Origin of the sequence: Arthrobacter sp. YAF16, assembly GCF_052113385.1 — a bacterium.
Taxonomy (GTDB): domain Bacteria; phylum Actinomycetota; class Actinomycetes; order Actinomycetales; family Micrococcaceae; genus Arthrobacter.
The window spans coordinates 1,426,086-1,449,170 of record NZ_JBFRDC010000001.1 but is presented as its reverse complement, the minus strand read 5'-3'; the positions used below and the strand labels follow the sequence as shown (position 1 = coordinate 1,449,170).

General features: G+C 67.7%; 24 protein-coding genes. 10 read left to right on the top strand and 14 right to left on the bottom strand.

Going from position 1 to position 23,085, the window contains the following annotated elements; genetic code table 11:
- The first annotated feature begins 8 nt into the window (after nucleotides 1-8).
- Nucleotides 9-488 carry a GNAT family N-acetyltransferase gene (locus AB4Y91_RS06775; RefSeq protein ID WP_441417684.1) on the top strand — a complete coding sequence of 160 codons (480 nt, stop codon included), beginning with the start codon at nucleotides 9-11 and terminating at the stop codon, nucleotides 486-488.
- 19 nt (nucleotides 489-507) lie between these two features.
- Here AB4Y91_RS06775 and AB4Y91_RS06770 read toward each other — a convergent pair whose 3' ends face one another.
- The 3 genes from AB4Y91_RS06770 to AB4Y91_RS06760 are packed head-to-tail and all read right to left on the bottom strand — an operon-like array spanning nucleotide 508 to nucleotide 3,130.
- Nucleotides 508-1,008, bottom strand: coding sequence for an AAA family ATPase (locus tag AB4Y91_RS06770; protein WP_441417683.1), 501 nt, complete (start codon nucleotides 1,006-1,008; stop codon nucleotides 508-510).
- Nucleotides 1,005-1,802, bottom strand: coding sequence for an alpha/beta fold hydrolase (locus tag AB4Y91_RS06765; protein WP_441417878.1), 798 nt, complete (start codon nucleotides 1,800-1,802; stop codon nucleotides 1,005-1,007). The genes AB4Y91_RS06770 and AB4Y91_RS06765 overlap by 4 nt, the downstream gene beginning before the upstream one ends.
- Before the next feature lie 53 nt (nucleotides 1,803-1,855).
- A complete protein-coding gene (locus AB4Y91_RS06760; RefSeq protein WP_441417682.1) occupies nucleotides 1,856-3,130 on the bottom strand; it encodes a CapA family protein in 1,275 nt (424 codons plus the stop codon).
- Nucleotides 3,131-3,211: 81 nt separating this feature from the next.
- Here AB4Y91_RS06760 and AB4Y91_RS06755 point away from each other — a divergent pair, with 81 nt between their 5' ends.
- The gene (locus AB4Y91_RS06755; protein WP_441417681.1) at nucleotides 3,212-5,224 is read left to right on the top strand and encodes a M3 family metallopeptidase; all 2,013 of its coding nucleotides are present in this window, start codon (nucleotides 3,212-3,214) and stop codon (nucleotides 5,222-5,224) included.
- A gap of 243 nt (nucleotides 5,225-5,467) precedes the next feature.
- On the opposite strand, the gene pdxS is transcribed toward AB4Y91_RS06755, so the two are convergent.
- The 6 genes from pdxS to AB4Y91_RS06725 form a co-directional block, all read right to left on the bottom strand.
- Complete coding sequence (gene pdxS, locus AB4Y91_RS06750; protein ID WP_441417680.1) at nucleotides 5,468-6,394, bottom strand: pyridoxal 5'-phosphate synthase lyase subunit PdxS; 927 nt, start codon at nucleotides 6,392-6,394, stop codon at nucleotides 5,468-5,470.
- A 163-nt stretch (nucleotides 6,395-6,557) separates the two neighbouring features.
- Nucleotides 6,558-7,196: a phosphatidylinositol phosphate synthase gene (gene pgsA / locus AB4Y91_RS06745; RefSeq protein WP_441417679.1), complete on the bottom strand. Its 639-nt coding sequence runs from the start codon at nucleotides 7,194-7,196 to the stop codon at nucleotides 6,558-6,560.
- The gene (locus AB4Y91_RS06740; RefSeq protein WP_441417678.1) at nucleotides 7,186-7,833 is read right to left on the bottom strand and encodes an HIT family protein; all 648 of its coding nucleotides are present in this window, start codon (nucleotides 7,831-7,833) and stop codon (nucleotides 7,186-7,188) included. The genes pgsA and AB4Y91_RS06740 overlap by 11 nt, the downstream gene beginning before the upstream one ends.
- Before the next feature lie 11 nt (nucleotides 7,834-7,844).
- The gene (thrS, locus tag AB4Y91_RS06735; RefSeq protein ID WP_441417677.1) at nucleotides 7,845-9,851 is read right to left on the bottom strand and encodes a threonine--tRNA ligase; all 2,007 of its coding nucleotides are present in this window, start codon (nucleotides 9,849-9,851) and stop codon (nucleotides 7,845-7,847) included.
- Nucleotides 9,852-9,987: 136 nt separating this feature from the next.
- Nucleotides 9,988-13,533, bottom strand: a complete 3,546-nt coding sequence (locus tag AB4Y91_RS06730) for a DNA polymerase III subunit alpha (protein ID WP_441417676.1) — start codon at nucleotides 13,531-13,533, stop codon at nucleotides 9,988-9,990.
- The gene (locus AB4Y91_RS06725; protein ID WP_441417675.1) at nucleotides 13,530-13,859 is read right to left on the bottom strand and encodes a DUF6504 family protein; all 330 of its coding nucleotides are present in this window, start codon (nucleotides 13,857-13,859) and stop codon (nucleotides 13,530-13,532) included. Before AB4Y91_RS06725 ends, AB4Y91_RS06730 begins: the two co-directional genes overlap by 4 nt.
- A 145-nt stretch (nucleotides 13,860-14,004) precedes the next feature.
- On the opposite strand from AB4Y91_RS06725, the gene AB4Y91_RS06720 reads away from it, so the two are divergent.
- On the top strand, nucleotides 14,005-14,391 hold the full coding sequence (locus AB4Y91_RS06720) for a hypothetical protein (protein ID WP_441417674.1): 387 nt from the start codon (nucleotides 14,005-14,007) through the stop codon (nucleotides 14,389-14,391).
- Nucleotides 14,392-14,406: 15 nt separating this feature from the next.
- Here the strand turns inward: AB4Y91_RS06720 and AB4Y91_RS06715 are convergent, their stop codons facing one another.
- Nucleotides 14,407-14,733: a chorismate mutase gene (locus AB4Y91_RS06715; protein ID WP_441417877.1), complete on the bottom strand. Its 327-nt coding sequence runs from the start codon at nucleotides 14,731-14,733 to the stop codon at nucleotides 14,407-14,409.
- A gap of 14 nt (nucleotides 14,734-14,747) precedes the next feature.
- On the opposite strand from AB4Y91_RS06715, the gene AB4Y91_RS06710 reads away from it, so the two are divergent.
- Nucleotides 14,748-15,170: a VOC family protein gene (locus tag AB4Y91_RS06710; RefSeq protein WP_441417673.1), complete on the top strand. Its 423-nt coding sequence runs from the start codon at nucleotides 14,748-14,750 to the stop codon at nucleotides 15,168-15,170.
- Here the strand turns inward: AB4Y91_RS06710 and AB4Y91_RS06705 are convergent.
- Together AB4Y91_RS06705 and AB4Y91_RS06700 are read right to left on the bottom strand one after the other, a co-directional pair.
- Entirely contained in the window at nucleotides 15,167-16,318 is a 1,152-nt protein-coding gene (locus tag AB4Y91_RS06705) for a hypothetical protein (protein ID WP_441417672.1), read from the bottom strand. The two genes, AB4Y91_RS06710 and AB4Y91_RS06705, sit on opposite strands and share 4 nt — an antisense overlap.
- A 206-nt stretch (nucleotides 16,319-16,524) precedes the next feature.
- Nucleotides 16,525-17,271, bottom strand: a complete 747-nt coding sequence (locus tag AB4Y91_RS06700) for an SOS response-associated peptidase (protein WP_441417671.1) — start codon at nucleotides 17,269-17,271, stop codon at nucleotides 16,525-16,527.
- A 159-nt stretch (nucleotides 17,272-17,430) separates the two neighbouring features.
- On the opposite strand from AB4Y91_RS06700, the gene AB4Y91_RS06695 reads away from it, so the two are divergent.
- The 4 genes from AB4Y91_RS06695 (at nucleotide 17,431) to AB4Y91_RS06680 (ending at nucleotide 20,167) form a co-directional block, all read left to right on the top strand.
- Complete coding sequence (locus tag AB4Y91_RS06695; protein ID WP_056739948.1) at nucleotides 17,431-17,688, top strand: mycoredoxin; 258 nt, start codon at nucleotides 17,431-17,433, stop codon at nucleotides 17,686-17,688.
- A gap of 116 nt (nucleotides 17,689-17,804) precedes the next feature.
- A complete protein-coding gene (locus AB4Y91_RS06690; protein WP_441417670.1) occupies nucleotides 17,805-18,890 on the top strand; it encodes an S-(hydroxymethyl)mycothiol dehydrogenase in 1,086 nt (361 codons plus the stop codon).
- Entirely contained in the window at nucleotides 18,887-19,534 is a 648-nt protein-coding gene (locus AB4Y91_RS06685; protein WP_441417669.1) for an MBL fold metallo-hydrolase, read from the top strand. Before AB4Y91_RS06690 ends, AB4Y91_RS06685 begins: the two co-directional genes overlap by 4 nt.
- Before the next feature lie 126 nt (nucleotides 19,535-19,660).
- Complete coding sequence (locus AB4Y91_RS06680; protein WP_441417668.1) at nucleotides 19,661-20,167, top strand: DinB family protein; 507 nt, start codon at nucleotides 19,661-19,663, stop codon at nucleotides 20,165-20,167.
- Here the strand turns inward: AB4Y91_RS06680 and AB4Y91_RS06675 are convergent.
- Nucleotides 20,164-20,913 carry a lipoate--protein ligase family protein gene (locus tag AB4Y91_RS06675; RefSeq protein WP_441417876.1) on the bottom strand — a complete coding sequence of 250 codons (750 nt, stop codon included), beginning with the start codon at nucleotides 20,911-20,913 and terminating at the stop codon, nucleotides 20,164-20,166. The two genes, AB4Y91_RS06680 and AB4Y91_RS06675, sit on opposite strands and share 4 nt — an antisense overlap.
- Nucleotides 20,914-20,929: 16 nt before the next feature.
- Here AB4Y91_RS06675 and AB4Y91_RS06670 point away from each other — a divergent pair, with 16 nt between their 5' ends.
- Nucleotides 20,930-21,313: a DUF2177 family protein gene (locus tag AB4Y91_RS06670; protein ID WP_175320988.1), complete on the top strand. Its 384-nt coding sequence runs from the start codon at nucleotides 20,930-20,932 to the stop codon at nucleotides 21,311-21,313.
- Between the two features lie 29 nt (nucleotides 21,314-21,342).
- Here AB4Y91_RS06670 and AB4Y91_RS06665 read toward each other — a convergent pair whose 3' ends face one another.
- Entirely contained in the window at nucleotides 21,343-22,146 is an 804-nt protein-coding gene (locus AB4Y91_RS06665; protein ID WP_441417667.1) for a thioesterase family protein, read from the bottom strand.
- A gap of 205 nt (nucleotides 22,147-22,351) precedes the next feature.
- On the opposite strand from AB4Y91_RS06665, the gene AB4Y91_RS06660 reads away from it, so the two are divergent.
- On the top strand, nucleotides 22,352-23,059 hold the full coding sequence (locus AB4Y91_RS06660; RefSeq protein WP_441417875.1) for an endonuclease/exonuclease/phosphatase family protein: 708 nt from the start codon (nucleotides 22,352-22,354) through the stop codon (nucleotides 23,057-23,059).
- The last annotated feature ends 26 nt before the right edge of the window (nucleotides 23,060-23,085 follow it).

Genomic DNA, 23,085 nt, shown 5'->3' with positions numbered 1-23,085 from the left:
CGCGCCGCATGATCAAGGTTGCCCGCGACAACCCGGCGCGCCCGGACGTCCGGCGCCTCCTGGAAGAACACCTCGCGGACATGTATGCGACCTCACCGGCCGAGAGCGTGCACGCCCTGGACCCGGACGCGCTGGCCGGTCCGGAGATCGCCTTCTGGACCGCGCGCGACGCCGGCGGCGCGCTGCTTGGCTGCGGAGCGCTGAAGGACCTCGGCACGGGCGAGGGCGAGATCAAGTCGATGCGGACAGCGCTCCACGCCCGCGGCCGTGGCATCGCCGCACTCCTCCTGGCCCGGATCCTCGACGAGGCACGGAACCGCGGCTACGGCCGGGTGTGCCTGGAAACGGGGTCGGAGGACTTCTTCGCACCGGCACGGCGGCTCTATGAACGGCACGGATTTGTCCTTTGCCAGCCGTTCGCCGATTACCTGCCCGACCCCAACAGCGTCTTTATGGCCTGCAACCTGTCGGGTTCGCTGACGAACTGAGAAGCGCCGGACGCCGCGGTCAGTTGCCCGACACCCGGAGGATCTCCAGCCCCTCCGACTCCCCCGGCTCCTGGAAGATTGCCGCCAGGTGCCGGACCCCGGAGTCCTCCAACGCATGGGAACCCGGTTCTTCCGCCAGGGTCCGCCGGCGGACACGCTCAAGGGCGGTGTCCAAGGGCGTCTGGAGATAATGCAGCACGACGTCGAACCCGGCCGCGGTCGCCTTCCCATGCCACAGCGCCCGCCGGGCGCGGCTCCACTGGTTCCAGTCGAGGACCACATCCATCCCGGCGCGCAGGACCTGCGCAGCCGTGTCCCAGATGAGCAGTTTGCAGCTCTCTGCGCGGCCGCCGTACTCCTCGGCCGCGTAGTGCAAGCCCGGATACAGCCGCAGCATCCAGTCGTCGAGGCTGAACCGCACGGCCGGCAAGGTTGCCTCAAGCTCCCGGGCCAGCGTCGTTTTGCCCGCACCGTTGAGCCCGCAGAGCAAATGGACCGCGGGCGCCGCCGTCGTCGTCATCCTCCGGCTCCGCTGTTCCTGAGCAGCGCCGCGAGCTCGGCCGGCCGGGTAGCCGGCCACCAGTGGCCGCTGTCCACCCTCACCACGCGCAGGTCATCCACCCACGCCTCAAGCCCCTCCACCAGGTGCGGGGACAGGAAGGGGTCCCGCAACGGGACCACCACCTGCACCGGCATCGCCACCCGCGCGGGTGCAGGCCAGTTCCGGGCGGACCGGAAGTTGCTGCGGTACAGGGCCAGCCCGCGGACCGGGTCGTTGCCGACGCTGCGTTTGGCGCCCCGCTCGTAGCGCCGGGTCAGGAACAGCCGCCAGGCAGCCTCCGGCAGCACCGGGACCAGGAACGCCGCGATGTACCAGCTGCGCAGCAACTGCCCGGCCGCCTGCCGCCAGGACCGGGGGTCCCGGAGCCGTGAGCGCACCCAGCGCGAGAAGTGGCGCAGGTCCGGGCCGGAGATGCTCGTGTAGCGGCGGATCACACCGGCGGCACGCGGATCCTGCACCGCTGCCCAGCCCTGGATCGACCCCCAGTCGTGGCCAACCAGATGCACCCCGGCGGCTCCGACGGCGTCGAGCACGGCAAAAAGATCGTCCACCAGCGTGGCCAGGCTGAAGTCGCCGGGGCTCCCGACGACGGAGGCGCCCGCATTGCGGGTGTCGTACGCGACCACGTGGTGCGTTGCGGCAAGCTCCCGGATGACGGGCAGGAACACCCGGTGGTCATCGGGATACCCGTGCACCAGCAGCAACGTCGGAACGTCCGGACCCGGCTGCCGGCCGTATTCGACGACGGCCAGCTCGGCACCGTGCGCGCCGACAGTCCGCCGTCGTTCGCTCAGTGTGTCCAGGGCTACCGCTCCTTCGTGATCAGCAGTTCATGGGCGCCTGCCGCGGCAGCGCCCATCGATTCCACCACGGTCCGGGTCCGGAGCCGGGTGGCCGCGTCCGCGGCGGCACCGGCGCAGGGACCCTGCGGGGCGTCGGAGGCGACCGAACACCAACGGTAAGGCCCGCGCACAATGACCGAGGGCGCCCAGGCCAGGTCCGAGGCGGACCACTTGCCCGCGGCGTCCTGGCTGAACTGCGCCCGCACCAGCAGCCCCTCGTTGTTCACCACGTACCAGGGCGAGAGTTCGGTGACGCCGTTGCCCAGCCCGTACACGATCCAGGTCCCCTTGTAGCGCTCAATCGGGAGCACCGAGTGGGTGTGGTGGCCGTAGATCATGGTGAACTGGCCGCTGTCCACCAGCGCGTGGGCCACGGTGCGCTGCTGCTCGTTCGGCACGTTGGCGTACTCGTCCCCGGCATGCATGACGCCCAGCACGATGTCCGCCCCGAGTGCCCTCGCCTTGCGGGCCTTGGCGATCATCGCGGCGGGATCGAGCATGTCCACCTGCCAGGCGTGCTCCGGGGTCTGCCCGTTCAAACCGTAGGCGCCCTCGATCACGGCCACCGTGGCGGCGGCGGTATTCAGGATCATCACGCCGCGGGAGTCGGCTTCGCTGCGGTAGGAGCCGGTGTGCTGCAGTCCGGCCGCGTCGAGGGCGTCGAGGGTGCGGACCAGGCCCGCGGTGCCCTGGTCGATGGTGTGGTTGCTGGCGGTGGTGCACGCCTGGTAGCCCACCTGCTGGGCGGCGGTGATGATCTGCGGCGGCACGTTGAACGACGGGTAGGCGGAGAACGGCCCGGTGGGTCCGGAGACCGGCGTTTCCTGATGGCAGACCGCGAGGTCGCTCTTTTCGATGTACTTGCGCTGGCCCGCCAGCAGCGGTTCGAAGTCCAGGCCCTTGGCACCGGTAGCGAGGGCGTCGGCACGGGCCTGCTCCCAGAGCTGGGCGTGGACCAGCATGTCCCCGGTGACCAGGACAGTGGTGCAGCGGATGGCGGCGCAGGCCGGCCCCTTCCCCGGCGTCGGCGTCGGGGTGGGTGTCGGCGTCGCGTCCGGCGTGGATCCCGGGGTTCCAGAGGCAGTGGTCCCGGCAGTATTGGCGGCAGCCGCCGAGGACGGTCCCGCGCTGGAGTCCGGGCGGGCGACGAGGCCGCAGGACGCCAGGGAGACCGCCAGGAGAGCCGCGGCGGACCCGGCCAGCAGCCGTCCGCGCAGCGTGGGGGTGATGATTCGCATTTTGTCATCGTACGGTGGCCCGGGTCACAACACGCCTAGCGGTCCATTGAGAACCGGCGCTGTACATGAAAGAGTTATTTCATGACCAATCCCCTCCTGAGCCCCAGCACCCTGCCCTACGGACTGCCGCCATTCGCGGACATCGAGGTCCAGCACTACTCCGAGGCCGTCGAGGCCGGCCTCGCCGAACACCTGGCCGAGATCCAGGCCATCGTGGCGGACCCGGAGCCTGCGACCTTCGAGAACACGGCGCTGGCGATGGAGCGCTCCGGACAGCTGCTGCAGCGTGCCGCGGCATCGTTCTTCACGCTGGTGTCCGCGGACGCCTCGGAGGCCATCCGGGAGCTCGAGACCCGCCTCTCCCCCAGCTTCTCGGCCCACCAGGACGCGGTGTACCTGAACCGGGGGCTGTTCGAGCGCTTCGCGGCCATCAACACCGACCGGCTGGATGCGGAATCAAACCGGCTCGTGGAGGAATACCTCAAAGAGTTCCGGCAGACCGGCATCCAGCTCGACGCGGCCGGCCAGGAACGGCTCAAGGCCATCAACGCCGAGCTGTCCACCCTCGGGACCGAGTTCGGCCAACGGGTCAAGGAGGGCATGAAGTCCGCCTCGTTGCTGCTGGACGACGCCGCCGAGCTCGCCGGTCTCCCGGCGGACGACGTCGCCAGCGCCGCCGAAGCCGCGCGCACCGCGGGGCACGAGGGGAAATTCCTGCTCACCCTGATCCAGCCCAGCAACCAGCCCGCGCTGGCCGCCCTGGAGAACCGGGAGGTGCGGCGCCGGCTTTTCGAGGCGTCGGTTGGCCGTGGCAGCGGCGGTGGCGACCTCGATGTGCTGGACCTGGTCAAGGACATGGTCCGGCTCCGCGCGGAGAAGTCCGGCCTCCTTGGCTTCGCCAACTTTGCCGAGCTCAGTGTGGACCAGCAGACCGCCCCCGATTTCGAGGCCGTGCAGGCCATGATGAACCGGCTCGCCCCGGCCGCCGTCCGGAACGCCGACGCCGAGGCGGAGGCGCTGGCGGAGGTCGCCGGCCACCCGCTCGAGGCCTGGGACTGGGCCTACTACTCGGCGCAGGTGAAGCGTGAACGGTACTCGGTGGACGAGCAGGCCCTGCGGCCGTACTTCGAGCTGGACCGGGTGCTCCGGGATGGAGTTTTCTTCGCCGCCACCGCCCTGTACGGCATCACCTTCCACGAACGCACCGACCTTGAGGGCTATCACCCCGATGTCCGGGTCTGGGAGGTAAAGAACTCCGACGGCACCGACCTCGGCCTGTTCCTGGGCGACTATTACACCCGGGATTCGAAGCGCGGCGGGGCCTGGATGAACTCCCTCGTGGAGCAATCCGGACTGCTGAACACCCGGCCCGTGGTGATCAACAACCTCAACATTTCCAAGCCGCCGGCCGGCGAGCCGACGCTGCTGACCCTGGACGAGCTGCGGACCACCTTCCACGAGTTCGGCCACGCCCTGCATGGGCTGTTCTCCTCGGTCACCTACCCGAGGTTCGCCGGCACCTCGGTGCCGCGTGACTTCGTCGAGTACCCCTCGCAGGTCAATGAAATGTGGATCATGTGGCCGGAGGTGCTCGCCAACTACGCCCGGCACCACGCCACCGGCGAGCCGCTGCCGCAGGAAGCGGTGGACAAGCTCAACGAAGCCGCCCTCTGGGGCGAGGGCTTCGGCACCACCGAGTACCTTGGCGCCGCGCTGTTGGACCTCGCCTGGCACGTGCTCGACGGTACCGAGATCCCCGAGGACGCGCTGGAGTTCGAGGCCAAGGCCCTGGCCGCCGCCGGCGTCGCGCACAGCCTGATCCCGCCGCGCTACCGCACCGGCTACTTCCAGCACATCTTTGCCGGCGGCTGGTACGCCGCGGGGTACTACTCCTACATCTGGAGCGAGGTGCTCGACGCCGAGACGGTCGAATGGTTCAAGGAGAACGGCGGCCTGACCCGGGCGAACGGTGACTTCTTCCGGGCCGAGCTGCTCTCCCGGGGCAACAGCCGCGACCCGCTGGAATCCTTCCGCGCCTTCCGGGGCCGGGAAGCCCGGCTCGAACCGCTGCTCAAGCGCCGCGGCCTCGACTGACCCCCAGAACACAAACGACGGCGGCGGGTCACCTCAGAAAGGTGACCCGCCGCCGTCGTTCAATCAGAAGCGCAAGGCGCGGGGCGGTGTGATCCGGCAGCGTGCGTAAAAGGGGCCCGCCGCCGTCGTCGATCAAAAATCAGGCGACAGACGCGCCTAACTCTCTTGGCTTAATAAGAGAGACTGCAGAGGCTCCATGGACGAGGCGCCTTGGCGCCGAGTCTGTGGAGAGGCAGTCGAACGCTACCAGCCGCGCTCGGCGAGCCGGTGCGGCTGCGGGATTTCGTCGACGTTGATGCCGACCATCGCCTCGCCCAGGCCGCGGGAGGCCTTGGCGATGACGTCCGGGTCGTCGAAGAAGGTGGTGGCCTTCACGACGGCGGCGGCGCGCTGGGCCGGGTTGCCGGACTTGAAGATGCCGGAGCCGACGAAGACGCCGTCGGCGCCGAGCTGCATCATCATGGCGGCGTCGGCCGGGGTGGCGATGCCGCCGGCGGTGAACAGCACCACCGGAAGCTTGCCGGTCGCGGCAACTTCCTTGACCAGGTCGTACGGGGCCTGCAGCTCCTTGGCGGCGACGTAGAGCTCGTCCTCGGGCAGGGCGGCGAGCTTGAGGATCTCGGCGCGGATCTGGCGCATGTGGGTGGTGGCGTTGGAGACATCTCCGGTGCCGGCCTCGCCCTTGGAGCGGATCATGGCCGCGCCCTCGTTGATGCGGCGCAGCGCTTCGCCGAGGTTCGTGGCACCACAGACGAACGGAACGGTGAAGTTCCACTTGTCGATGTGGTTGGTGTAGTCGGCCGGGGTCAGGACCTCGGACTCGTCGATGTAGTCCACGCCGAGCGACTGCAGGACCTGGGCTTCGACGAAGTGGCCGATCCGGGCCTTCGCCATAACCGGCACGGAGACGGCGTCGATGATCTTGTCGATCATGTCCGGATCGCTCATCCGGGACACGCCGCCCTGGGCGCGGATGTCGGCGGGAACGCGTTCCAGCGCCATCACGGCCACGGCACCGGCGTCCTCGGCGATGCGGGCCTGCTCGACGTTGACGACGTCCATGATGACGCCGCCCTTGAGCATCTCCGCCATGCCGCGCTTGACGCGGCTGCTGCCCGTAACGTTCTTGGCGGACGCGCCGGCTTCGCTGCTTACATCAGGTGTAGACACAAAAACCCCTATGGGTAGATAGATGACCTCGCCGGGGCGCGGACGGCACGCAGATGACAATCTCGCATACACCGGCTCGCACACACCGGATTACCGGGAACCATTGGCCGGTAAGCCTAATACTAGTCCCCCGCCGCGGCGGGGTTGAATTCCGATTACGGGCTCAGGCGGCCTGTTCCGTGGCGCTTCCCGTATTTTCCTCCAGCGACTGGCGGTGCACGGAGGCGATGCGCTGCACGACCGTCACGAAACTGGCCAGGGCGAGCAGGCAGAGGGTGGCAAACAGGACCACGGTGGGGAGGCCTATCCCGGTGAAGCCGGTGACCACCAGGACCGACACCAGCCGTTCGGCCCGCTCCGCGATGCCCACGTTCGCGTGGTAGCCGAGCGCCTCGGCCTTGGCCCGCGCGTAGGACACCACCATGCCCAGTACGAGGCAGACGACGGCGGCGATGGCGATGGGGATATCGGCGCCGCCGGTGAAAAACCAGATGGCGACGCCGGCGAAGAGGGCGCCGTCGGCGACCCGGTCCAGGGTGGAGTCCAGGAAGTTGCCCCAGCGTCCGCCGCGTTCCTGCATCCGGGCCATGATGCCGTCGATGACATCGGAGAAAATAAACGCCGTGATGAACAGCGTTCCCCACCAGAGCTGGCCCAGCGGATAGAACACGAGCGCTCCGACGACGACGCCGGCGGTGCCGATGATCGTGACGGCGTCGGGCGAGACACCCACCCGCAGCAGCCAGCGGGCCAGCGGCGAGAACAGCGCGGTGAAGAAACCGCGGGCGTGCTTATTCAGCATCCGACGTCCCGGAGGGCCGCTGCCCCGTAGGGCCGGCCTGGTCGCTGCCCTCGTCATTGGCCTGGGGCCAGGCCTCGGCGACCTGCTGTCGGACCTCGCCCAGGGTCTGGGTGATCGCCTTGGTCTGCGCGATGATCGGGAAGAAGTTGCCGTCCCCGCCCCAGCGCGGCACCACATGCTGGTGCAGGTGGCCCGCGATGCCGGCCCCGCCGGTCACGCCCTGGTTCATCCCTAAGTTGAAGCCGGTCGGGTTCGCGACCTTACGCAGCACCCGCATCGCCGTCTGGGTCAGCTCGGCGAACTCCGCGGTCTCCTCGACAGTCAGGTCCGTGTAATCGGGGATATGCCGGTAGGGGCAGACCAGGAGGTGGCCCGGGTTATAGGGGAAGAGGTTGAGCACGACGTAGCAGGACCGGCCGCGGAACACGATCAGGGAGTCGTCGTCCTCGCGCTCGGGAGCGACGCAGAAGGGGCAGTCATCCGGGTTCTTGAACTGGTGCTGGCCGCCCTTGATGTACGCCATGCGGTGCGGAGTCCACAGGCGCTGGAAGGCGTCCGGCACCCCGGCCAGGCCAAAGTCGTCGGTTACGCCGTCGTCACCCGGGTAGCCCGGGACAGCGCCTGTGGTCTCCTGCACGTGCCGCTCCCCTAGCTGGTCCGGTTGCGGACGGCGTCGACGATCCGCCGGACGGCCTCGGCAACGGGCACGCCGTTGTCCTGGCTGCCGTCGCGGAAGCGGAAGGACACGGCGCCGGCCTCGGCGTCGTCCCCGCCGGCGATCAGCACGAACGGGATCTTGTCCTTGCTGGCGGTGCGGATCTTCTTCGGGAAACGGTCCGAGGAGATGTCCACCTCGGCGCGGATCCCGGCGGCCTTGAGCTGGTCGACGACGTCGAACATGTAGTCGTTGAACGCCTCGGCCACGGGGATGCCGACCACCTGCACCGGGGCCAGCCAGGCCGGGAAGGCGCCGGCGTAGTGCTCGGTCAGGACGCCCATGAAGCGTTCAATCGAACCGAAAAGGGCGCGGTGGATCATGACCGGGCGCTGGCGGGTGCCGTCCGCGGCCTGGAACTCGAGTTCGAAACGCTCCGGCAGGTTGAAGTCCAGCTGGATGGTGGACATCTGCCAGGTCCGGCCGATGGCGTCGCGGGCCTGCACCGAGATCTTCGGGCCGTAGAAGGCGGCTCCGCCCGGATCAGGGACCAGTTCCAGTCCGGACTCCTGCGCCACCTCGGCGAGGGTCTGGGTGGCTTCCTCCCAGACCTCGTCCGAACCCACGGACTTCTCCGGGTCCTTGGTGGAGAGTTCCAGGTAGAAGTCCTCCAGGCCGTAGTCCTTGAGCAGGCCGAGGACGAAGTTGAGCGTCTTGGTGAGCTCGTCCTTCATCTGCTCGCGGGTGCAGTAGATGTGGGCGTCGTCCTGGGTCATGCCCCGGACGCGGGTGAGGCCGTGCACGACGCCGGACTTCTCGTAGCGGTACACCGAGCCGAATTCGAAGAGCCGGAGCGGAAGTTCGCGGTAGGAGCGTCCGCGGGAGCGGAAGATGAGGTTGTGCATCGGGCAGTTCATCGGCTTCAGGTAGTAGTCCTGGCCGGGCTTGCGCACGGTGCCGTCCTCGTTCAGTTCCGCGTCGATGTGCATCGGGGGGAACATGCCCTCGCGGTACCAGTCCAGGTGTCCGGAGACCTCGTAGAGGTGGCCCTTGGTGATGTGCGGGGTGTAGACGAACTCGTAGCCCGCGTCGACGTGGCGCTGGCGGGAGTAGTCCTCCATAGCCTTGCGGATGATGCCGCCCTTGGGGTGGAACACCGGCAGTCCGGAGCCCAGCTCGTCCGGGAAGGAGAACAGGTCCAGTTCGGCGCCGAGCTTGCGGTGGTCGCGGCGCTCGGCCTCGGCGATCCGCTCCTGGTAGGCCTTGAGGGCCTCCTTGGTGGGCCAGGCGGTGCCGTAGATGCGCTGCAGCTGCTTGTTCTTCTCGCTGCCGCGCCAGTAGGCGGCCGACGAGCGGGTCAAGGCGAAGGCGTTGGAGATCAGCTTGGTGTTGGGCAGGTGCGGGCCGCGGCACAGGTCGCACCAGACGGTGGTGCCTTCCTTGCGCTCCACGTTGTCGTAGATGCTCAGCTCGCCGCCGCCCACCTCCACGCTGGAGCCGTCGGCGTCCGAGCCGGCGCCCTTGAGGCCGATCAGTTCCAGCTTGTAGGGCTCGTCCTTCATGGCTTCGCGGGCCTCGTCCTCGGAGACGACGCGGCGGACGAACTTCTGGTTCTGGTTGATGATCTTTTGCATCATCTTTTCCAGCTGGCGCAGGTCTTCCGGGGTGAACGGCTCCTCGACGTCGAAATCGAAGTAGAAGCCGTCGGTGATGTACGGGCCGATGCCGAGCTTGGCGTCGGGGCGCAACTGCTGCACGGCCTGGGCCATGACGTGGGCGGTGGAGTGGCGCAGGACGTTGAGGCCGTCCGGGGAATCGATGGTGACGCCTTCAATCGCTGCACCCTCGGGCAGCGGCTGGTCCAGGTCTTTCAGCTCGCCGTTGACGCGGGCCACAACGACGTCGCGGCGCTCAAAAAAGAGTTCCGCGCCGGTGGTCCCGGTAGTCACCTTGGTCTCTTCGCCGTCGACGATAAGGGTGATCTGCTGGGCATCTGACACGGGTGTCTCCTATTCAAAGTTAAGGCTTCGTAGCTTGTGGCGTACGGGGACCACAGCCAGCCTCGTCCATGCTATCGGGTTCCGGATAGGCCAACCAACGCGGCAGGCCGCCGGCCGACAGGCGTTTTGCCGCCGCTTAGCCGGAGAACCCGGTGATGGCCAGGGTCCGGCGGATCCCGTCCAGCGGGCCCTGGACCGGGTGCTCAGGACGGCCCTGCGCGGGGGCGGCAGCTCCGCCGGCGCCAGGCTCGGCAGCAGCCGTCCGGTTGGCGGCGGGCGCCGGGAAGGGCAGCGTCTCGGTCCGACTGAGGTCCCAGGCCATCGAGGCGCTGACGCTGATGCCCCGCGGCCCGGTCCGCCGGGTGGTACCGCGGATCAACAGCAGCCGGGTGCCGAACAGCAGCGGACCGGACTGTTCCTGGGCCTCATGGAAGAAGACCGAGTCCACGCAGCCGGTGCCGTCATCGATGCTGATGAACACCACCCGCCTGCCGCCGCGCATCGGCGGGGTCTGGGTGGCCACCCGCACCCCGGCCACCAGCACCTCGGTACCGTTGCGCAGTCCCAGCAGCTTGTCCGCCGTCGTAACGCCCAGCCGGTCCAGCAAGGGGCGGTGGCTGTCCATCAGGTGTCCGCTGACATCCAGGGCCAACAGGTCCAGTTCGGCGCGCACTGTTTCCACCAGCGTAGGGGCCGGCAGGCCGCCCTTCAGGTTCCTGAGCTCGACGTCGCCCAGCGGCAAGGCCAACTGCCCCTCGATGACCTCGACCCCCTTGCGCTGCGGCCTGCCCTGCAGCTGCTGCAGGTGCTGGACCAGGTCGGCCCGGTTGGCGGTGCTGCCGGAGGAGCGGTGCAGCGAGTCGAAGGCGCCCAGTTGCGCCAGGCGCTGGATGCTCGGCTTGCTGAGCCGGGTGCGGGCACGCAGGTCCGCGAGGGAATCATAGGGCTGGCCGGCCACAATCCGTTTCAGCTCGGCCCCGGAAAGCCCGAAAATGCCGTTCAGGCTCAGCCGGATGCCGAGCTTGCCCCGGTCCGGGCCGGTGTCCACCCGTTCCACCCGGTATTCGGCGTGGCTGCGGTTGATGTCCAGCGGCAGGATGGGGATCCCCAGCCGCCGGGCTTCGGCCACCAGCAGCCGCTTGGGGTACATCCCCGGGTCGTGTTCCCAGAGCCCGGCCAGGAAGGCTTCGGGGTGGTGGGTCTTGAGCCAGGCCGACTGGTAGGTGGGCACGGCGAAGGCGGCGCCGTGGGCCTTGCAAAAACCGAAGCTGCCGAAGGCTTTCAGCGTCCCCCAGACCTTGTCCACCACCTCGGGGGTGTAGTTCCGGGCCCGGGCTTCGCGGCGGAAGAAAGCCTCCACCCGGCCCTCGAGCACCTCGTTGCCGAGGGCCCGCCGGAATTCATCGGCCCGGGCCAGCCCGCAGCCGGTCATGACGTCGAAGGTTTTGAGGATCTGCTCATGGAAGACGGTGACGCCGTGCGTCTCCTGCAGCACCGGCTTGAGGTCCGGGTGCGGGTAGACCTCCGGCGCGAAGCCGTGCCGGTGTTCCAGGAAGGGCCGGACCATGTCCGACTTCATCGGCCCCGGCCGGAACAGCGAGATGTCGATGATGAGGTCGTTGAATTCCCGGGGCGCCAGCTTGCCGATAAGTTCCCGCTGGCCCGGGGATTCGATCTGGAAGCAGCCCAGGGTGTGGGTGCTGCGGATCAGCTCATAGGTGGGTTCGTCGTCGAGCGGGACGGCGTTGAGGTCGATGCGGCCGTCGGCTGCGATGTAGTCCGGGCCGGCGCCGTCCGGGCCTGCGGGGTGGCGGCCGGCAGCCACCACCTCGGCCTTGGACGGGTGCAGCCGGATCACCTCCCGGACCGCGAACGCCATGGCACTCTGCATCCGGACGCCAAGGACATCGAGCTTGAGCATGCCCATCGGATCCATGTCGTGCTTGTCGAACTGGCTCATCGGCAGGCCCAGGCCGCTGGGCTGCACGGGGGTGCGGTCCAGCAGTGTCGCATCGCCCAGGATGACCCCGCAGGGGTGCATCGAGATGTGCCGCGGCAGCCGGTCCAGCCGTTCGGTCAGGTCCACCAACAGGTCCAGTTGCTGGTTTTCGGTGAAGTCCCGCTGCTCCACCCGGCCGGCGAATTCCTTCAGCTCCGGCTTCTCCACCAGGGCCTCACGGAAGTTCCGGGCCGAAAACCGCCACAGCTGTTTGGCGATCTCGTCGATGTCGCCGCCGTCCATGCCAAGGGCCAGGCCGGCGTCGCGGACGGCCCCGCGGGCGCGGTAGCCGTTCTGCATGCTCATCAGCGTGACGCGTTCGGAGCCGAAGCGCTCAAAGATCCTCCGGTAGACGTTGTGCCGTTCGGCGCTTTCGACGTCGATGTCGATGTCCGGCAGGGTGGCGCGGTCCCGGGACAGGAATCGTTCAAAGATGAGGTCGTGCTGCAGCGGGTTGACCTGGCTGACATCGATCAGGAAATTGACCAGGCTGGAGGCGCCCGAGCCGCGGGCTGCCGCCCGGACCCCCATGTCCAGGATCATCCGGGACACTTCGGCCACCGTCAGGAAATAGGAGGCAAAACCAAGACTGTCGATGATCCGCAGTTCGTGCTCCAGCCGGGCGCGCATTTCTTCGGCTGGCTTGCCGGCGATCCCGGGGAAGCGCCGGCTGATGCCGGCCTCGCAGCGCTGCGTGAGTTCCACGAGCGGGTCCCCCGCAATTCCGATCACCGAGGCCTCCGGGACCACGGGCTGCTTCCATCCCATGTCCGTGACCGGATCCATCCGGCAGCGGTCCGCGAGCGCCTCGGTGTGTGCCAGCAGGCTCTTGAGGTCCGCGGCGCCGTAGCCGGCGGCGTGCATGATTTCCTGGCCCAACCGCAGCATCTGCGCGGAGGATTTCAGCCAGGCCTGCCCGTTGGGTTGCAGCTGCGGCGCGGCGGAGAGCTCGGGCAGGGATTTCAGTGTCCGGGCGGAGTCCAGCACGTCCGCCGTCGCGGCACCGTCCTCGGCACAGTAGCGCACGGCGTTGCTCAGCACCGCGGGGACTGCGTGTTCCGCGGCGAGCTTGAGCATTCGCACCGCGTGGGCCGTGCTCAGCGGCTCGCCGGGCGGGCTGAGCTGCGAGACGACCTCAGCGGCGAGAGTTCCCGCCGGCATGGCGTCCAGCCAGCGCTTGAAGAGCGTGCGGGGCCGGAGGTAGCGCCGGCCGCCCATCGCGCGGCCGACGTCGGAGTCCGGGCCGATCAGCACGGTGAGCACCGGTTCGAGGGTCTGCGGGTCGAGGGCGCGGGAGGCCAGTTCCGCCCTGGTCACCGCGACGGGCACCGTTCCTCCGGCCCTGCCCGTGGTGCGGGCGTGGGCGTCGGAGACCAGCCGGCACAGCGCCCGGTAGCCGGCGCCGCGGTTGTGCCCGTGCGCCAGTACGACGACGCGGCCGCCGAGCTGGGTTCGGAGGTCGCCGTCGTCGTCGAAGACTGCCAGGTCCACCCCCACGACTGGGTCAAGCCCTGCCGCCATGCAGGCTTTCAGGTGCTTGACCGTGCCGTAAAGCCCGTCACGGTCCGTGCAGGCGAGCGCCGTGGCCCCGTCCGCGGCGGCGGCAGCAGCCAGTTCCTCCGGCCAGGACACCCCGTAATGGGCGCTGAAGGCGGTGGCAACGTGCAGGTGGGTGAAGCTCATGCCGACTCGGGCTTCCTGATAGTGCGCAGGGCATCGTGGATCCGCAGCAGCCGCCAGCGACCGCTGCCCAGATGACGGCTCAGGTCCAGGGTGAGGGTGTCCTCCGTGTTACCGGCGTCCCGGACCTGGATCCGCCAGATCTCGTGGTCCACCAGTCCCGGGCCGCTGCCCAGCGGAGCCCGCTGCTCCTCGGCCCACCACTGCCGCCGCTCAAACCAGCGGACCGGTTCGGCGCAGACGTCGTAGTGCCGGCCGCCCCAGTCAAGGGACAGCGGCTGGCCGGACGGGGTGCACGCGACGTCCACCGACTCGCTGAACATCCCCATGGTGCCTCCCGGAATACGCTGACCTCTGGCAAGAATCTTGAGAGGGTATTCGAATATATCTTCGAACAATTCAAGTCTACGCCGGGCCCGGGACAAAACCTAGATGGGGGTGGACGGACGCAAGCGCAGGTAGCAGGATTGAGCTATGAGCTCCCATAGCGCACTCCTGAAGCACGTAAGCATCGCCGCCAAGGATTCAACCTTGGTGGCGAAGTTCGATATAGACGGGAATATCCCGAGTTCCGGGGCCTATGTGGTGGGGCTCGTGGCGGCCACCCCGGACCATTCGCACCAGCGCCGGATGGAAATCGAGTTCATGAACGGCGAGGCAGTTTCTTTCTTCTGTTTCAGCCATGACGGCACGGAAGAGAACTTCGACCTCAAGGGTGTGGAGCACTCCGGCAACACCATCACCGGCAACTTTCCGCTGAGCACGGTGATGGGGCTGGCCAAGGGCCATCTGATGACGGCCTACAGCGATTGTGAGGGCCGGGAGTACCAGGCCAACGTGCCCGTCGAAGAGTCGCTCTAGCTGAGTCGACCAGCCCTAGCTGGAGGCTTTGTAGACGTCCAGCTCAAGCCGGATAAAGGCATCGATCATGGCCCGGTAGGTCTGTTCGACGATCTCGGTGTCGATGTCCTTCTGCTCAGCCGTCGCCTTGACATGTTCTAGGACCCGCTCCACGCGGCCGGGCGCCCGCACCTCGGCACTGTCCGCCTTCAGGGTGCCGGCAATCCGGATGAGCCGTTCGCGCCGGCCGATCAGCGCGACGATTTGCTCGTCCACCTCGTCGACCGCCACCCGCACGGCGGCGAGTTGTTCCTTATCGGCCTGGGCGTCTTTGGCGTCACGGTGATGTGTGGACATGTGCATGACAGTATCGAACGATGCAACCACGAGTCGACTTCATCTCATTGGGTGTCCGCAGCGTTGACGCCTCGCGCCGCTTCTACGTGGAGGGCCTCGGGTGGCCGGTCCACCGGGAGGTTTCCGGCGAGGTGCTCTTCCTGCAGGTCAACCACGGGCTTATCCTTTCGCTCTGGGACGCCGGGCAGATGCAGGCCGAGGCCGCCACCGATCCCCCGGCCGGCATCCCCTGCATCACCCTGAGCCACAACGTGGGCAGCGCTGACGAGGTGGACCAGGCGATGCGCCAGGCGGAGGCCGCCGGCGCCGTCGTCGTGGCCGCGCCGAAGACCCAGCCTTGGGGCGGCTATACGGGCTACTTCGCGGACCCGGACGGTTTCCGCTGGGAGGTCGCCTTCAACCCCACTTGGACGGTCGACGCCGGCGGCAAGGTCACGGTCTAGTCGCCGCCGATGACCTGGCTCGAAAACACTTCTGCAGACGTGCCGCCCGCTGCGACGAATTCTTTCAAAAGGGAAAGCCCCACTGAAAGCGGCAGGGAGAGCCTTCCCCGGTACTGGAGCTCGAGCATTGTTTCCGGCGACGATCCCCATTCGCTCGGTTCACCCACAAGCCTGGTGAATGTCCGTCCGCGAACGAACGGTCTCTCGAGTTTCCCCGTCATCCGCTGTTCAAGAACGTGCGAGTCCACGGAGAGCAAACTCAATGTCATGAGTTCGGGACGCGCCGCCTTTTCAAGCCAGCGTCCGAAGCCTAGGAAGTAGCTCTCTTGGATCTCACTGGCCAGAACTCCAGCTTCTTCCTGCAACTCACGGTTGGCCCCGTTGGCCGCCAGTTCCGCCAAGGGAAGCGAAGCGCGGCCCTGAAAATCCTTGGGCTCCAGCGCACCCGAGCCACTCGGAGCCAACTGACCGCCGCTGTTTAGGTTATGAATTCCTTGATCCACTATGAGCAGCTTGCCATCGCTCGTGAATGCCATGACTGAGGTCCCAACCACGTTTACAAGCCATGAGTCGTGGAAGTCCCTGAGCGCCCCGCGTCGGGTAATGAAAAGCCTTCGTCCGTGGTCTTCGGTGAAACGACCGGCCTGGCTTACGTCGTGGAGCGCAAGCTGGTCCGTTGCGATGTGCTGAAAGTAGGTTGCGGGCTGAAAATCTATCCAGCGAGGCAGCTCAGACGCAGCCGGCCCTACCCCAACGTTCGAGTTCCAACCAAGGATAGGCCCGTCAAAGACATGCCTAACCTTGATCTTTTCGTCGAGAAAGCGTTGGCCGAGGGCGCTCAGGGACGGGGGCATCGTGAACGGTTTGGGTTCCAGTCGCGCCTCCAGTCCGTCCTGTATGGCCGAGCTCACCAGGTTGTCCGAGAGGAAGGATCCGTGCGGGAACTTGCGATAGGTGAACCGACCGTGGCTGCTAGTCGTCGGCACGAAACTTTCGAAGGAATCGCTAATGCGCGGTTCAAACACCGTCGAGGCAACGGAGCGACGGTGGGCGCGCACCTCCATGTACAACAAGGCAAATGAGATTGCCGCCAGGAGCACGTTGATCCATTCCGGGATGGTAATCCATACGCCGAGAAGGCCCATCACAGCGAGTACGGTGCTTAGGATGATCCACCGCAGCCCACTCGCTTTTCGCCTTATTCGAAAGACCGCGGTAGCCGACTCACGACCCAAAATTGTCACCATTGCCCCCCATGGCAGAACCAGATTCTAATCGAGTCAAATGTACCTTTGTCTCGGCCCTGCAGAGCCAAAAATGGCCGGGAACGGAGCCAAGCCTGCCGGCCCGTCCGCTAAAACAGGCTGCCGACCGGCTCGATCAGCTCCGGGGAGTCATTCTTGACGTTCCCGACGGCGGTGCCGACGGCGTCGATCCTCCAGCCCTCGGCGACGTCGTGCGCGCCGGCGCGGACCAGCCCGACCAGCGCGGCGGCGTCTTCCGCCTGCGGATCCAGCCAGGTCTCCATGGTCCTGCGGTCCATCGGCAGCGGGACGCGGTCGTGCAGGGCCGTCAGTTCCGCCAGCATGCCGTCCGCGTAGCCCTCCGGCGGAGAATCGGTGGTGAGGATCGACGTCGAGAGCAGCCAGCGCCCCGGGTCCCCCTCGGTCTTTGACGGGTCCTTCCACCATTCATAGAGGCCTGCGAAGACCACCGGGCTGCCGTCCTTTGGGTGCACGTAGTACGGCTGCTTGCCGCGGCCCTCGCCCTTCCACTCGTAATAGCCGTCGGCCGGAACGGCGCAGCGGCGGGTGCGGGTGGCCTTGCGGAAGGCCGGCTTCTCCAGCACGCTCTCGCTGCGGGCGTTGATCATCTTCGAGCCGATGCCGGGGTCCTTGGCCCAGGACGGCACCAGTCCCCAGCGGGCAATGTGGAGCTGCCGCACGGGTTCACCGTCCACCAGCCGCTCAAGCAGGATTGGCACGTCCGCGGTCGGCGCGACGTTCCAGGACGGCGGAATCACCACCTCTTCCTCGAGTTCGGCGTCGAATTCTGCCAGCAGGTCCCCGACGGCCCGGGCCATCACGTAGCGTCCACACATGGCACCAGCATGCCACCGCGGGCCGCCCAGCGGGAATAGAGCAGGGAATAGCGGGCCCCGGGTTACCGTTATTGGGAGTGACATACGACTTTTGTCGGCAACGGCGATGCCACTCATCATCGCCAACCAGTGCCGTCAACCTGCCTTGAGGAGAACTTCGTGGACTTCACCCCCGATTCCGGCACCATCACCATGTTTTCGACCACCTGGTGCGGCTACTGCAACCGGCTGAAGAAGCAGCTGGACGCGCAGGGCATCGGATACACCGAGATCAACATCGAGGAAGTCGAAGGCACCGCCGAACTCGTGGAGCAGCTCAACGGAGGCAACCGCACGGTCCCCACCGTGCTCTTCCCGGACGGCACCGCCGCCACCAACCCCTCCGCGGCCGAGGTCAAGAGCCGCCTCGCGGCCTAACGCCACCTTTTCAGGACACCCCCCAAACCACTTACGGCGCGGACTCCCGGCTCACCCCAGGGGCCCGCGCCGTGCCGCTTCCCGCCACGGAAGCGGTGATGAAAGGAGCCAACCCCATGGTCCACGAAGTCAAAGGCGCAGTAGTCCGTTCTAAGAACGCACCCGTCACCCTGGAGACCATCCTGGTCCCTGACCCCGGACCCGGCGAGGCCCTGGTGGACATCCTCACCTGCGGCGTCTGCCACACCGACCTGCACTACAAGCAGGGCGCCATTAACGACGACTTCCCGTTCCTGCTCGGCCATGAGGCCACCGGCGTGGTTAGCGCCGTCGGCCCCGACGTCACCGAGGTGGCCCCCGGCGACCGGGTGGTGCTGAACTGGCGAGCCGTCTGCGGCGAGTGCCGGGCGTGCCGCCGCGGCGAGCCGCAGTACTGCTTCAACACGCACAACGCGACGCAGAAGATGACGCTGGCGGACGGCACCGAGCTCACCGCCGCGCTCGGCATCGGCGCCTTCGCCGAGAAGACCCTCGTCGCCGCCGGCCAGTGCACCAAGGTGGACCCCGACGCCGACCCCGCCGCGATCGGCCTGCTCGGCTGCGGCGTCATGGCGGGCCTCGGCGCCGCGATCAACACCGGCAACGTCCAGCGCGGTGATTCCGTCGCCGTGATCGGCTGCGGCGGCGTGGGCGTGGCGGCCGTCGCCGGTGCCGCGCTCGCCGGCGCCACCACCGTCATCGCGGTGGACATCGACGCCAAAAAGCTCGAACGTGCCAAGGAACTCGGCGCCACCCACACGGTGGACTCTTCCGCCGTCGACCCGGTGGAGGCGATCCGCGAACTGACCGGCGGTTTCGGCGCCGACGTCGTGATCGACGCCGTGGGACGGCCCGAGACGTACAAGCAGGCCTTCTATGCCCGCGACCTCGCCGGCACCGTGGTCCTCGTGGGTGTCCCCAGCCCGGACATGACCCTGGAACTGCCGCTGCTGGACGTGTTCGGCCGGGGCGGCTCGCTGAAGTCCTCCTGGTACGGCGACTGCCTGCCGTCCCGCGACTTCCCCATGCTTATCGACCTGTACCAGCAAGGCCGGCTGGACCTGGACGCCTTCGTCACGGAGCGGATCACCATCGACCAGATCGAAGACGCCTTCGAGAAGATGCACTCCGGGGCCGTCCTCCGCTCGGTGGTGGAACTGTGAGCGCCGGTTCCGGAACCGGACTGAGGATCGAGCGGCTGGTCACCTCGGGCACGTTTTCGCTCGACGGCGGCACCTGGGACGTGGACAACAACGTCTGGCTCGTCGGTAATGACCAGGAGTGCGTGGTGATCGATCCGGCCCACGACGCCGCCGCCATCGCGGCCGCCGTCGCCGGCCGGAAAGTCACAGCCATCCTGCTCACCCACGGCCACGACGACCACATCGCCGCGGTGGGCGAGTTCCGCGGCCTGGTCAACGCGCCGGTCTACCTCAACCGGAACGATTGGATGCTCTGGGACCGGGTCTTCCCGGGAACCGAGCCGGATCACGGCATCGACGACGGCGACACCTTCGACGTCGACGGCGCGCGGCTGGTGGCGCTCCACACCCCGGGCCACTCGCCCGGCTCCGTGAGCTTCTACCTGGCCGCCGAGGGCACGGTCTTCACCGGCGACACGCTCTTCCAGGGCGGCCCGGGCGCCACCGGCCGGTCCTTCAGCGACTTCCCCACCATTGTCGAGTCGATCAAGTCCAGGTTGCTGACGCTTCCCGCGGACACGGTGGTCCGCACCGGCCATGGGGACTCGACCAGTGTGGGCGCCGAAGCGCCGCAACTTGAGGATTGGATCGCGCGGGGGCACTGACGTCCCGGTGTTCCGTCATGGGCTGGCCCCGTCCGAAGTCGCGGACGGGGCCAGCCCATGGTGGGGGTGGATGCGGTAAGGGCAGGCCTGCGGGCGCCCGGCGGCAGGGTATTAGGCTGTGGACCCATGAGCACATTCCCCAGCATGGATCCCGGCATCTTCGCGGCCGACCTTCGGGCGCAGTTCGACGCCTTCCTGGACGAGCACCGGACCTCACTGCACGACTGCCTGGATGGGATGAGCGAGCACGAGGCCCGGGCCTCCCTGGTCCCCTCGCGCACCACGCTGCTGGGGCTGGTCAAGCACGCCACGTTCGTGGAAAAGGTCTGGTTCGACGAAGCCATCACGCGCCGTAGCCGCCAGGAGATCGGCATACCAGCCACCCCGGACGAGTCCTTCATCCTGGACGACGGCGACACCATCGCAAGCGTCCAGGCCGCGTACCGGCTGGCCTGCGCTGGGTCGCGCGAAAGGACCCGGCCGCTGGGGCTGGACGACCTGGTCACCGGAAACCGGCGCGGGCCGCTCCCGCTGCGGTGGGTGTATCTGCACATGCTCCGGGAACTCGCCCAGCACTGCGGGCACGCCGACATCCTGCGCGAGCAACTCCTCGCGGCGCGCGCCCCAGGCTAATCCAGCAGGCTGTCGAAGTCGCCGTAGGCCAGGGTGGCGTAGCGGCCGTACGCGCCCAGCACGGCGGCCTCGATAGCGTCCACGCCCAGGTGCGGGACAAGATCGTTGACCGCCCCCGCCGTCGCCGGGTCCCAGTCCAGGCCCAGGGCCGCGTAGCTGGCCTCGAGCACGGCCTTGATCGGCGCTGAGTTCTCCACGATGATCACCGAGCTGAACAGCCAGCCGCCGGAGACCACGCGCTGGGCGGTGCCAATGAGTTTGAGCCGGCGCTCAGGAGCCAGCGGGTCCTGGCCGTGCACGCTGAACTCGCCGGGGCAGTATTCGCCGGGGATCTCCCCGACGGCGGCCTCCACCCCGGCGTCGCGCAGTGCCTGCGCCAGCAGTTCGCCGAAGAAGGAAAAGCGTCCCTTCGCGCCCGCGATCGCATCGGCGTCCGGCTCGAGATGGTCGATCACCAGCGTTCCCCCGTGGTACGCCGCAGCCCGTCCGCCTGCCTTCCGGACCAACGGCTCGAACCCGAGCTCGCGGCAGGCCCGCGCCGCGGCGTCGAAGCCCGGCAGGTGCGTGTCACGCTGACCGAAGGCCACGGTGGGCGCGGGCCGGTAAAGCCGCAGCATGGGTCCCACCGCGCCGGTCTTCACCCGCTGCAGCAGCTCCAAGGCGAGGTCCAGATCCTCCGCGGCGCCGAGGGAGTGCTCCTGCCGGAACGCCGTCAGGCTCCGGGGTCCGGCCGCGGCCTGCTGCATGTTGTTATGCTCCCTTATGGTCATTCTGCAATTCCTAGTGGTAGCCGCCGCGTTCGCCGTCATCGACGCCGTCTGGCTCAAGTCGATGAACAAGTTCTACCGCCGGCACCTGGGCCACCTGATGGCCGACAAACCCCATCTAGGGTACGCCGTGGTGTTCTACGTGCTCTACATTGCCGGGATCGTCTTCTTCGCCCTCCGCCCGGCCCTCGACGGCGGCAGCTGGCTGACCGCGCTGGGATACGGCGCCGCCCTCGGCGGGTTCGCCTACGCCACTTACGACCTCACCAACGCCGCGACGCTGAAGAACTGGCCGCTGGCGATCGTCGTGGCGGACATCCTTTGGGGCGCGTTCCTGACTGGCCTGGCCACAACCGTCGGCTGGCTCGTCTTCCACTGACCGGACAGTTTTCCTGCCGGGGCACTCGACTAGCTTTTGCGCAGCGTCAGGATCTGCTCGGCCCGCCCGAAGGGGCCCTGCAGATCGTGCAGCACCGTGGAGGTCAGGCCGATGCCGTCCGTGCCGAAGGACACCTCGTTGTCCAGACCCAGCCACTCCCCCTCCGGGCGCCGGTACATGTGGATCTGCAGGTCCAAGTTGGGAAAGGCATAACTGCCCTTGCCCGGCGGAACCCGGGCGGCAATCCCGTTGGCTGTGTCCACAAGGCCGATCAGACGGGCCAGGTCGCTGCTGTCCGCCCGGTCCGTGAGCGGGTGGTCGGTGTGCAGCCAGACGGTCCCGGAGCCGGCGCGGTGGCCCTCGGCGATGCGCATCTTGAGCGAGGCGATGTACCCGCCCGGCCAGACCGTTGCGGCGTCATAGGGCTCACAGTCGTCCGGTGCCGGGATCCTCGGGTCTTCGAAGGCGGCAATGGCCGAGGTGTCGGAGGTGATCATGCGCCACGCCGTCGCCCGGATCGCCACGCGGCCGCCGGCCACGAGTTCGGCCTGCAGCAGTTCAATGGTCCGGCCCGGGCGCAGCGTGGTGGTGGTGACCTCAAATTCGCCGCCGGGGATGAGGCCCAGGATCTCGTAGCTGATCCGCGCCATCCGCATGTCGTCCCGCGGTTCGTGCCGGGCCAGGCAATCGGCCATGATGCCGGACGCCGGCGCCATGTGCTGTTCGTGCACGTTCCACGCGCCCTGGGCGTGGATGGTGGAGCGGAAACGCCCGTCCCCCAGCACCTCGTAGTAGAAATCGCCCTCGGCCAGCACGGGTAGTTCAGCAGTCAACGTCGACCCTTTCGCAGCAACAATCAGAGAATCCCAACCACCTTATCGCCTCGGGCCACCACCGCTTCAGCGCGCCATTGCGGCGGCGGTTCCACGGAGCGGCCCGGGCAGTCACCCGGCCAGTCTGGTCCCGTCCGATCCGCCGGACTGGGTAGACTCGGGAGCAGGTTTACCCCGACTATTGCGCGAAGAGGTGCTCCCCCTGATCCGAGTTATCAGCTACAACCTCCGCAAACACAAGGCCAGCGGCGAACTGGAGGCTTTGGCCAGCGGCTATGAGATCGATGCGCTCTGCCTCCAGGAGTGCGACACCGAAGACCTGCCCGAAACCATCGGCGACCTTCACCTCGCGGATGCCACGAGAGGCAACCGGCTGGGCCTGGCCATCTACTACCGCAAGGACCGTTTCACCGCGTACGAGACCAAGACGTTCGCACTGAAGAAGTCGATGCATGATCGGGTGCTGGCACCCGCGCACGAGCGGCTCATCGGCACCCGGGTGGTCGACAACGAGACGGACCACGACCTCGTCATCGCATCCTTCCACGCGGCGCCCCTGACGGCGTCGAACTCGCTGCGCCGGAACCAGATCCACGCCGCGCACGCGGAACTGCTCAGCATGGGCGGCGGGCTGATGACACTCATGGTGGGCGACTTCAACTACCCGTTCTTCACCAAGTACCTCACGGAACAGATGAAGGACGCCGGCTACGAGCTCTCCCTCAGCGACCGGCGGACGTACACCCGGTACAAGGTCTTCAAGGGCCACTTCGACTTCGCCACGTCCCAGGGCCTCATGATCGAGAACGTCGAAACGCTGCCGCGCGGCGCCTCCGACCACCTGCCCATCCTGATCTCGGCCGAGTACGGCCAGAACGCGCCCGGGATGCCAGGCGGCACCGCGCCAGCCTGACCGTTGCCCGGCGGAAGTCCGGGGTC

Bases quoted from the DNA above. Each gene is read 5' to 3' on its own strand.
- AB4Y91_RS06760 (WP_441417682.1), bottom strand. From the start codon at position 3,130: ATGCGAATCATCACCCCCACGCTGCGCGGACGGCTGCTGGCCGGGTCC.
- AB4Y91_RS06710 (WP_441417673.1), top strand. From the start codon at position 14,748: ATGCAACCACGAGTCGACTTCATCTCATTGGGTGTCCGCAGCGTTGAC.
- pgsA (WP_441417679.1), bottom strand. From the start codon at position 7,196: ATGCTGAATAAGCACGCCCGCGGTTTCTTCACCGCGCTGTTCTCGCCG.
- AB4Y91_RS06720 (WP_441417674.1), top strand. From the start codon at position 14,005: ATGAGCTCCCATAGCGCACTCCTGAAGCACGTAAGCATCGCCGCCAAG.
- AB4Y91_RS06725 (WP_441417675.1), bottom strand. From the start codon at position 13,859: ATGGGGATGTTCAGCGAGTCGGTGGACGTCGCGTGCACCCCGTCCGGC.
- AB4Y91_RS06775 (WP_441417684.1), top strand. From the start codon at position 9: ATGATCAAGGTTGCCCGCGACAACCCGGCGCGCCCGGACGTCCGGCGC.
- AB4Y91_RS06715 (WP_441417877.1), bottom strand. From the start codon at position 14,733: ATGCACATGTCCACACATCACCGTGACGCCAAAGACGCCCAGGCCGAT.
- AB4Y91_RS06670 (WP_175320988.1), top strand. From the start codon at position 20,930: ATGGTCATTCTGCAATTCCTAGTGGTAGCCGCCGCGTTCGCCGTCATC.
- AB4Y91_RS06700 (WP_441417671.1), bottom strand. From the start codon at position 17,271: ATGTGTGGACGCTACGTGATGGCCCGGGCCGTCGGGGACCTGCTGGCA.
- AB4Y91_RS06675 (WP_441417876.1), bottom strand. From the start codon at position 20,913: ATGCAGCAGGCCGCGGCCGGACCCCGGAGCCTGACGGCGTTCCGGCAG.
- AB4Y91_RS06755 (WP_441417681.1), top strand. From the start codon at position 3,212: ATGACCAATCCCCTCCTGAGCCCCAGCACCCTGCCCTACGGACTGCCG.
- AB4Y91_RS06680 (WP_441417668.1), top strand. From the start codon at position 19,661: ATGAGCACATTCCCCAGCATGGATCCCGGCATCTTCGCGGCCGACCTT.
- AB4Y91_RS06690 (WP_441417670.1), top strand. From the start codon at position 17,805: ATGGTCCACGAAGTCAAAGGCGCAGTAGTCCGTTCTAAGAACGCACCC.
- AB4Y91_RS06730 (WP_441417676.1), bottom strand. From the start codon at position 13,533: ATGAGCTTCACCCACCTGCACGTTGCCACCGCCTTCAGCGCCCATTAC.
- AB4Y91_RS06770 (WP_441417683.1), bottom strand. From the start codon at position 1,008: ATGACGACGACGGCGGCGCCCGCGGTCCATTTGCTCTGCGGGCTCAAC.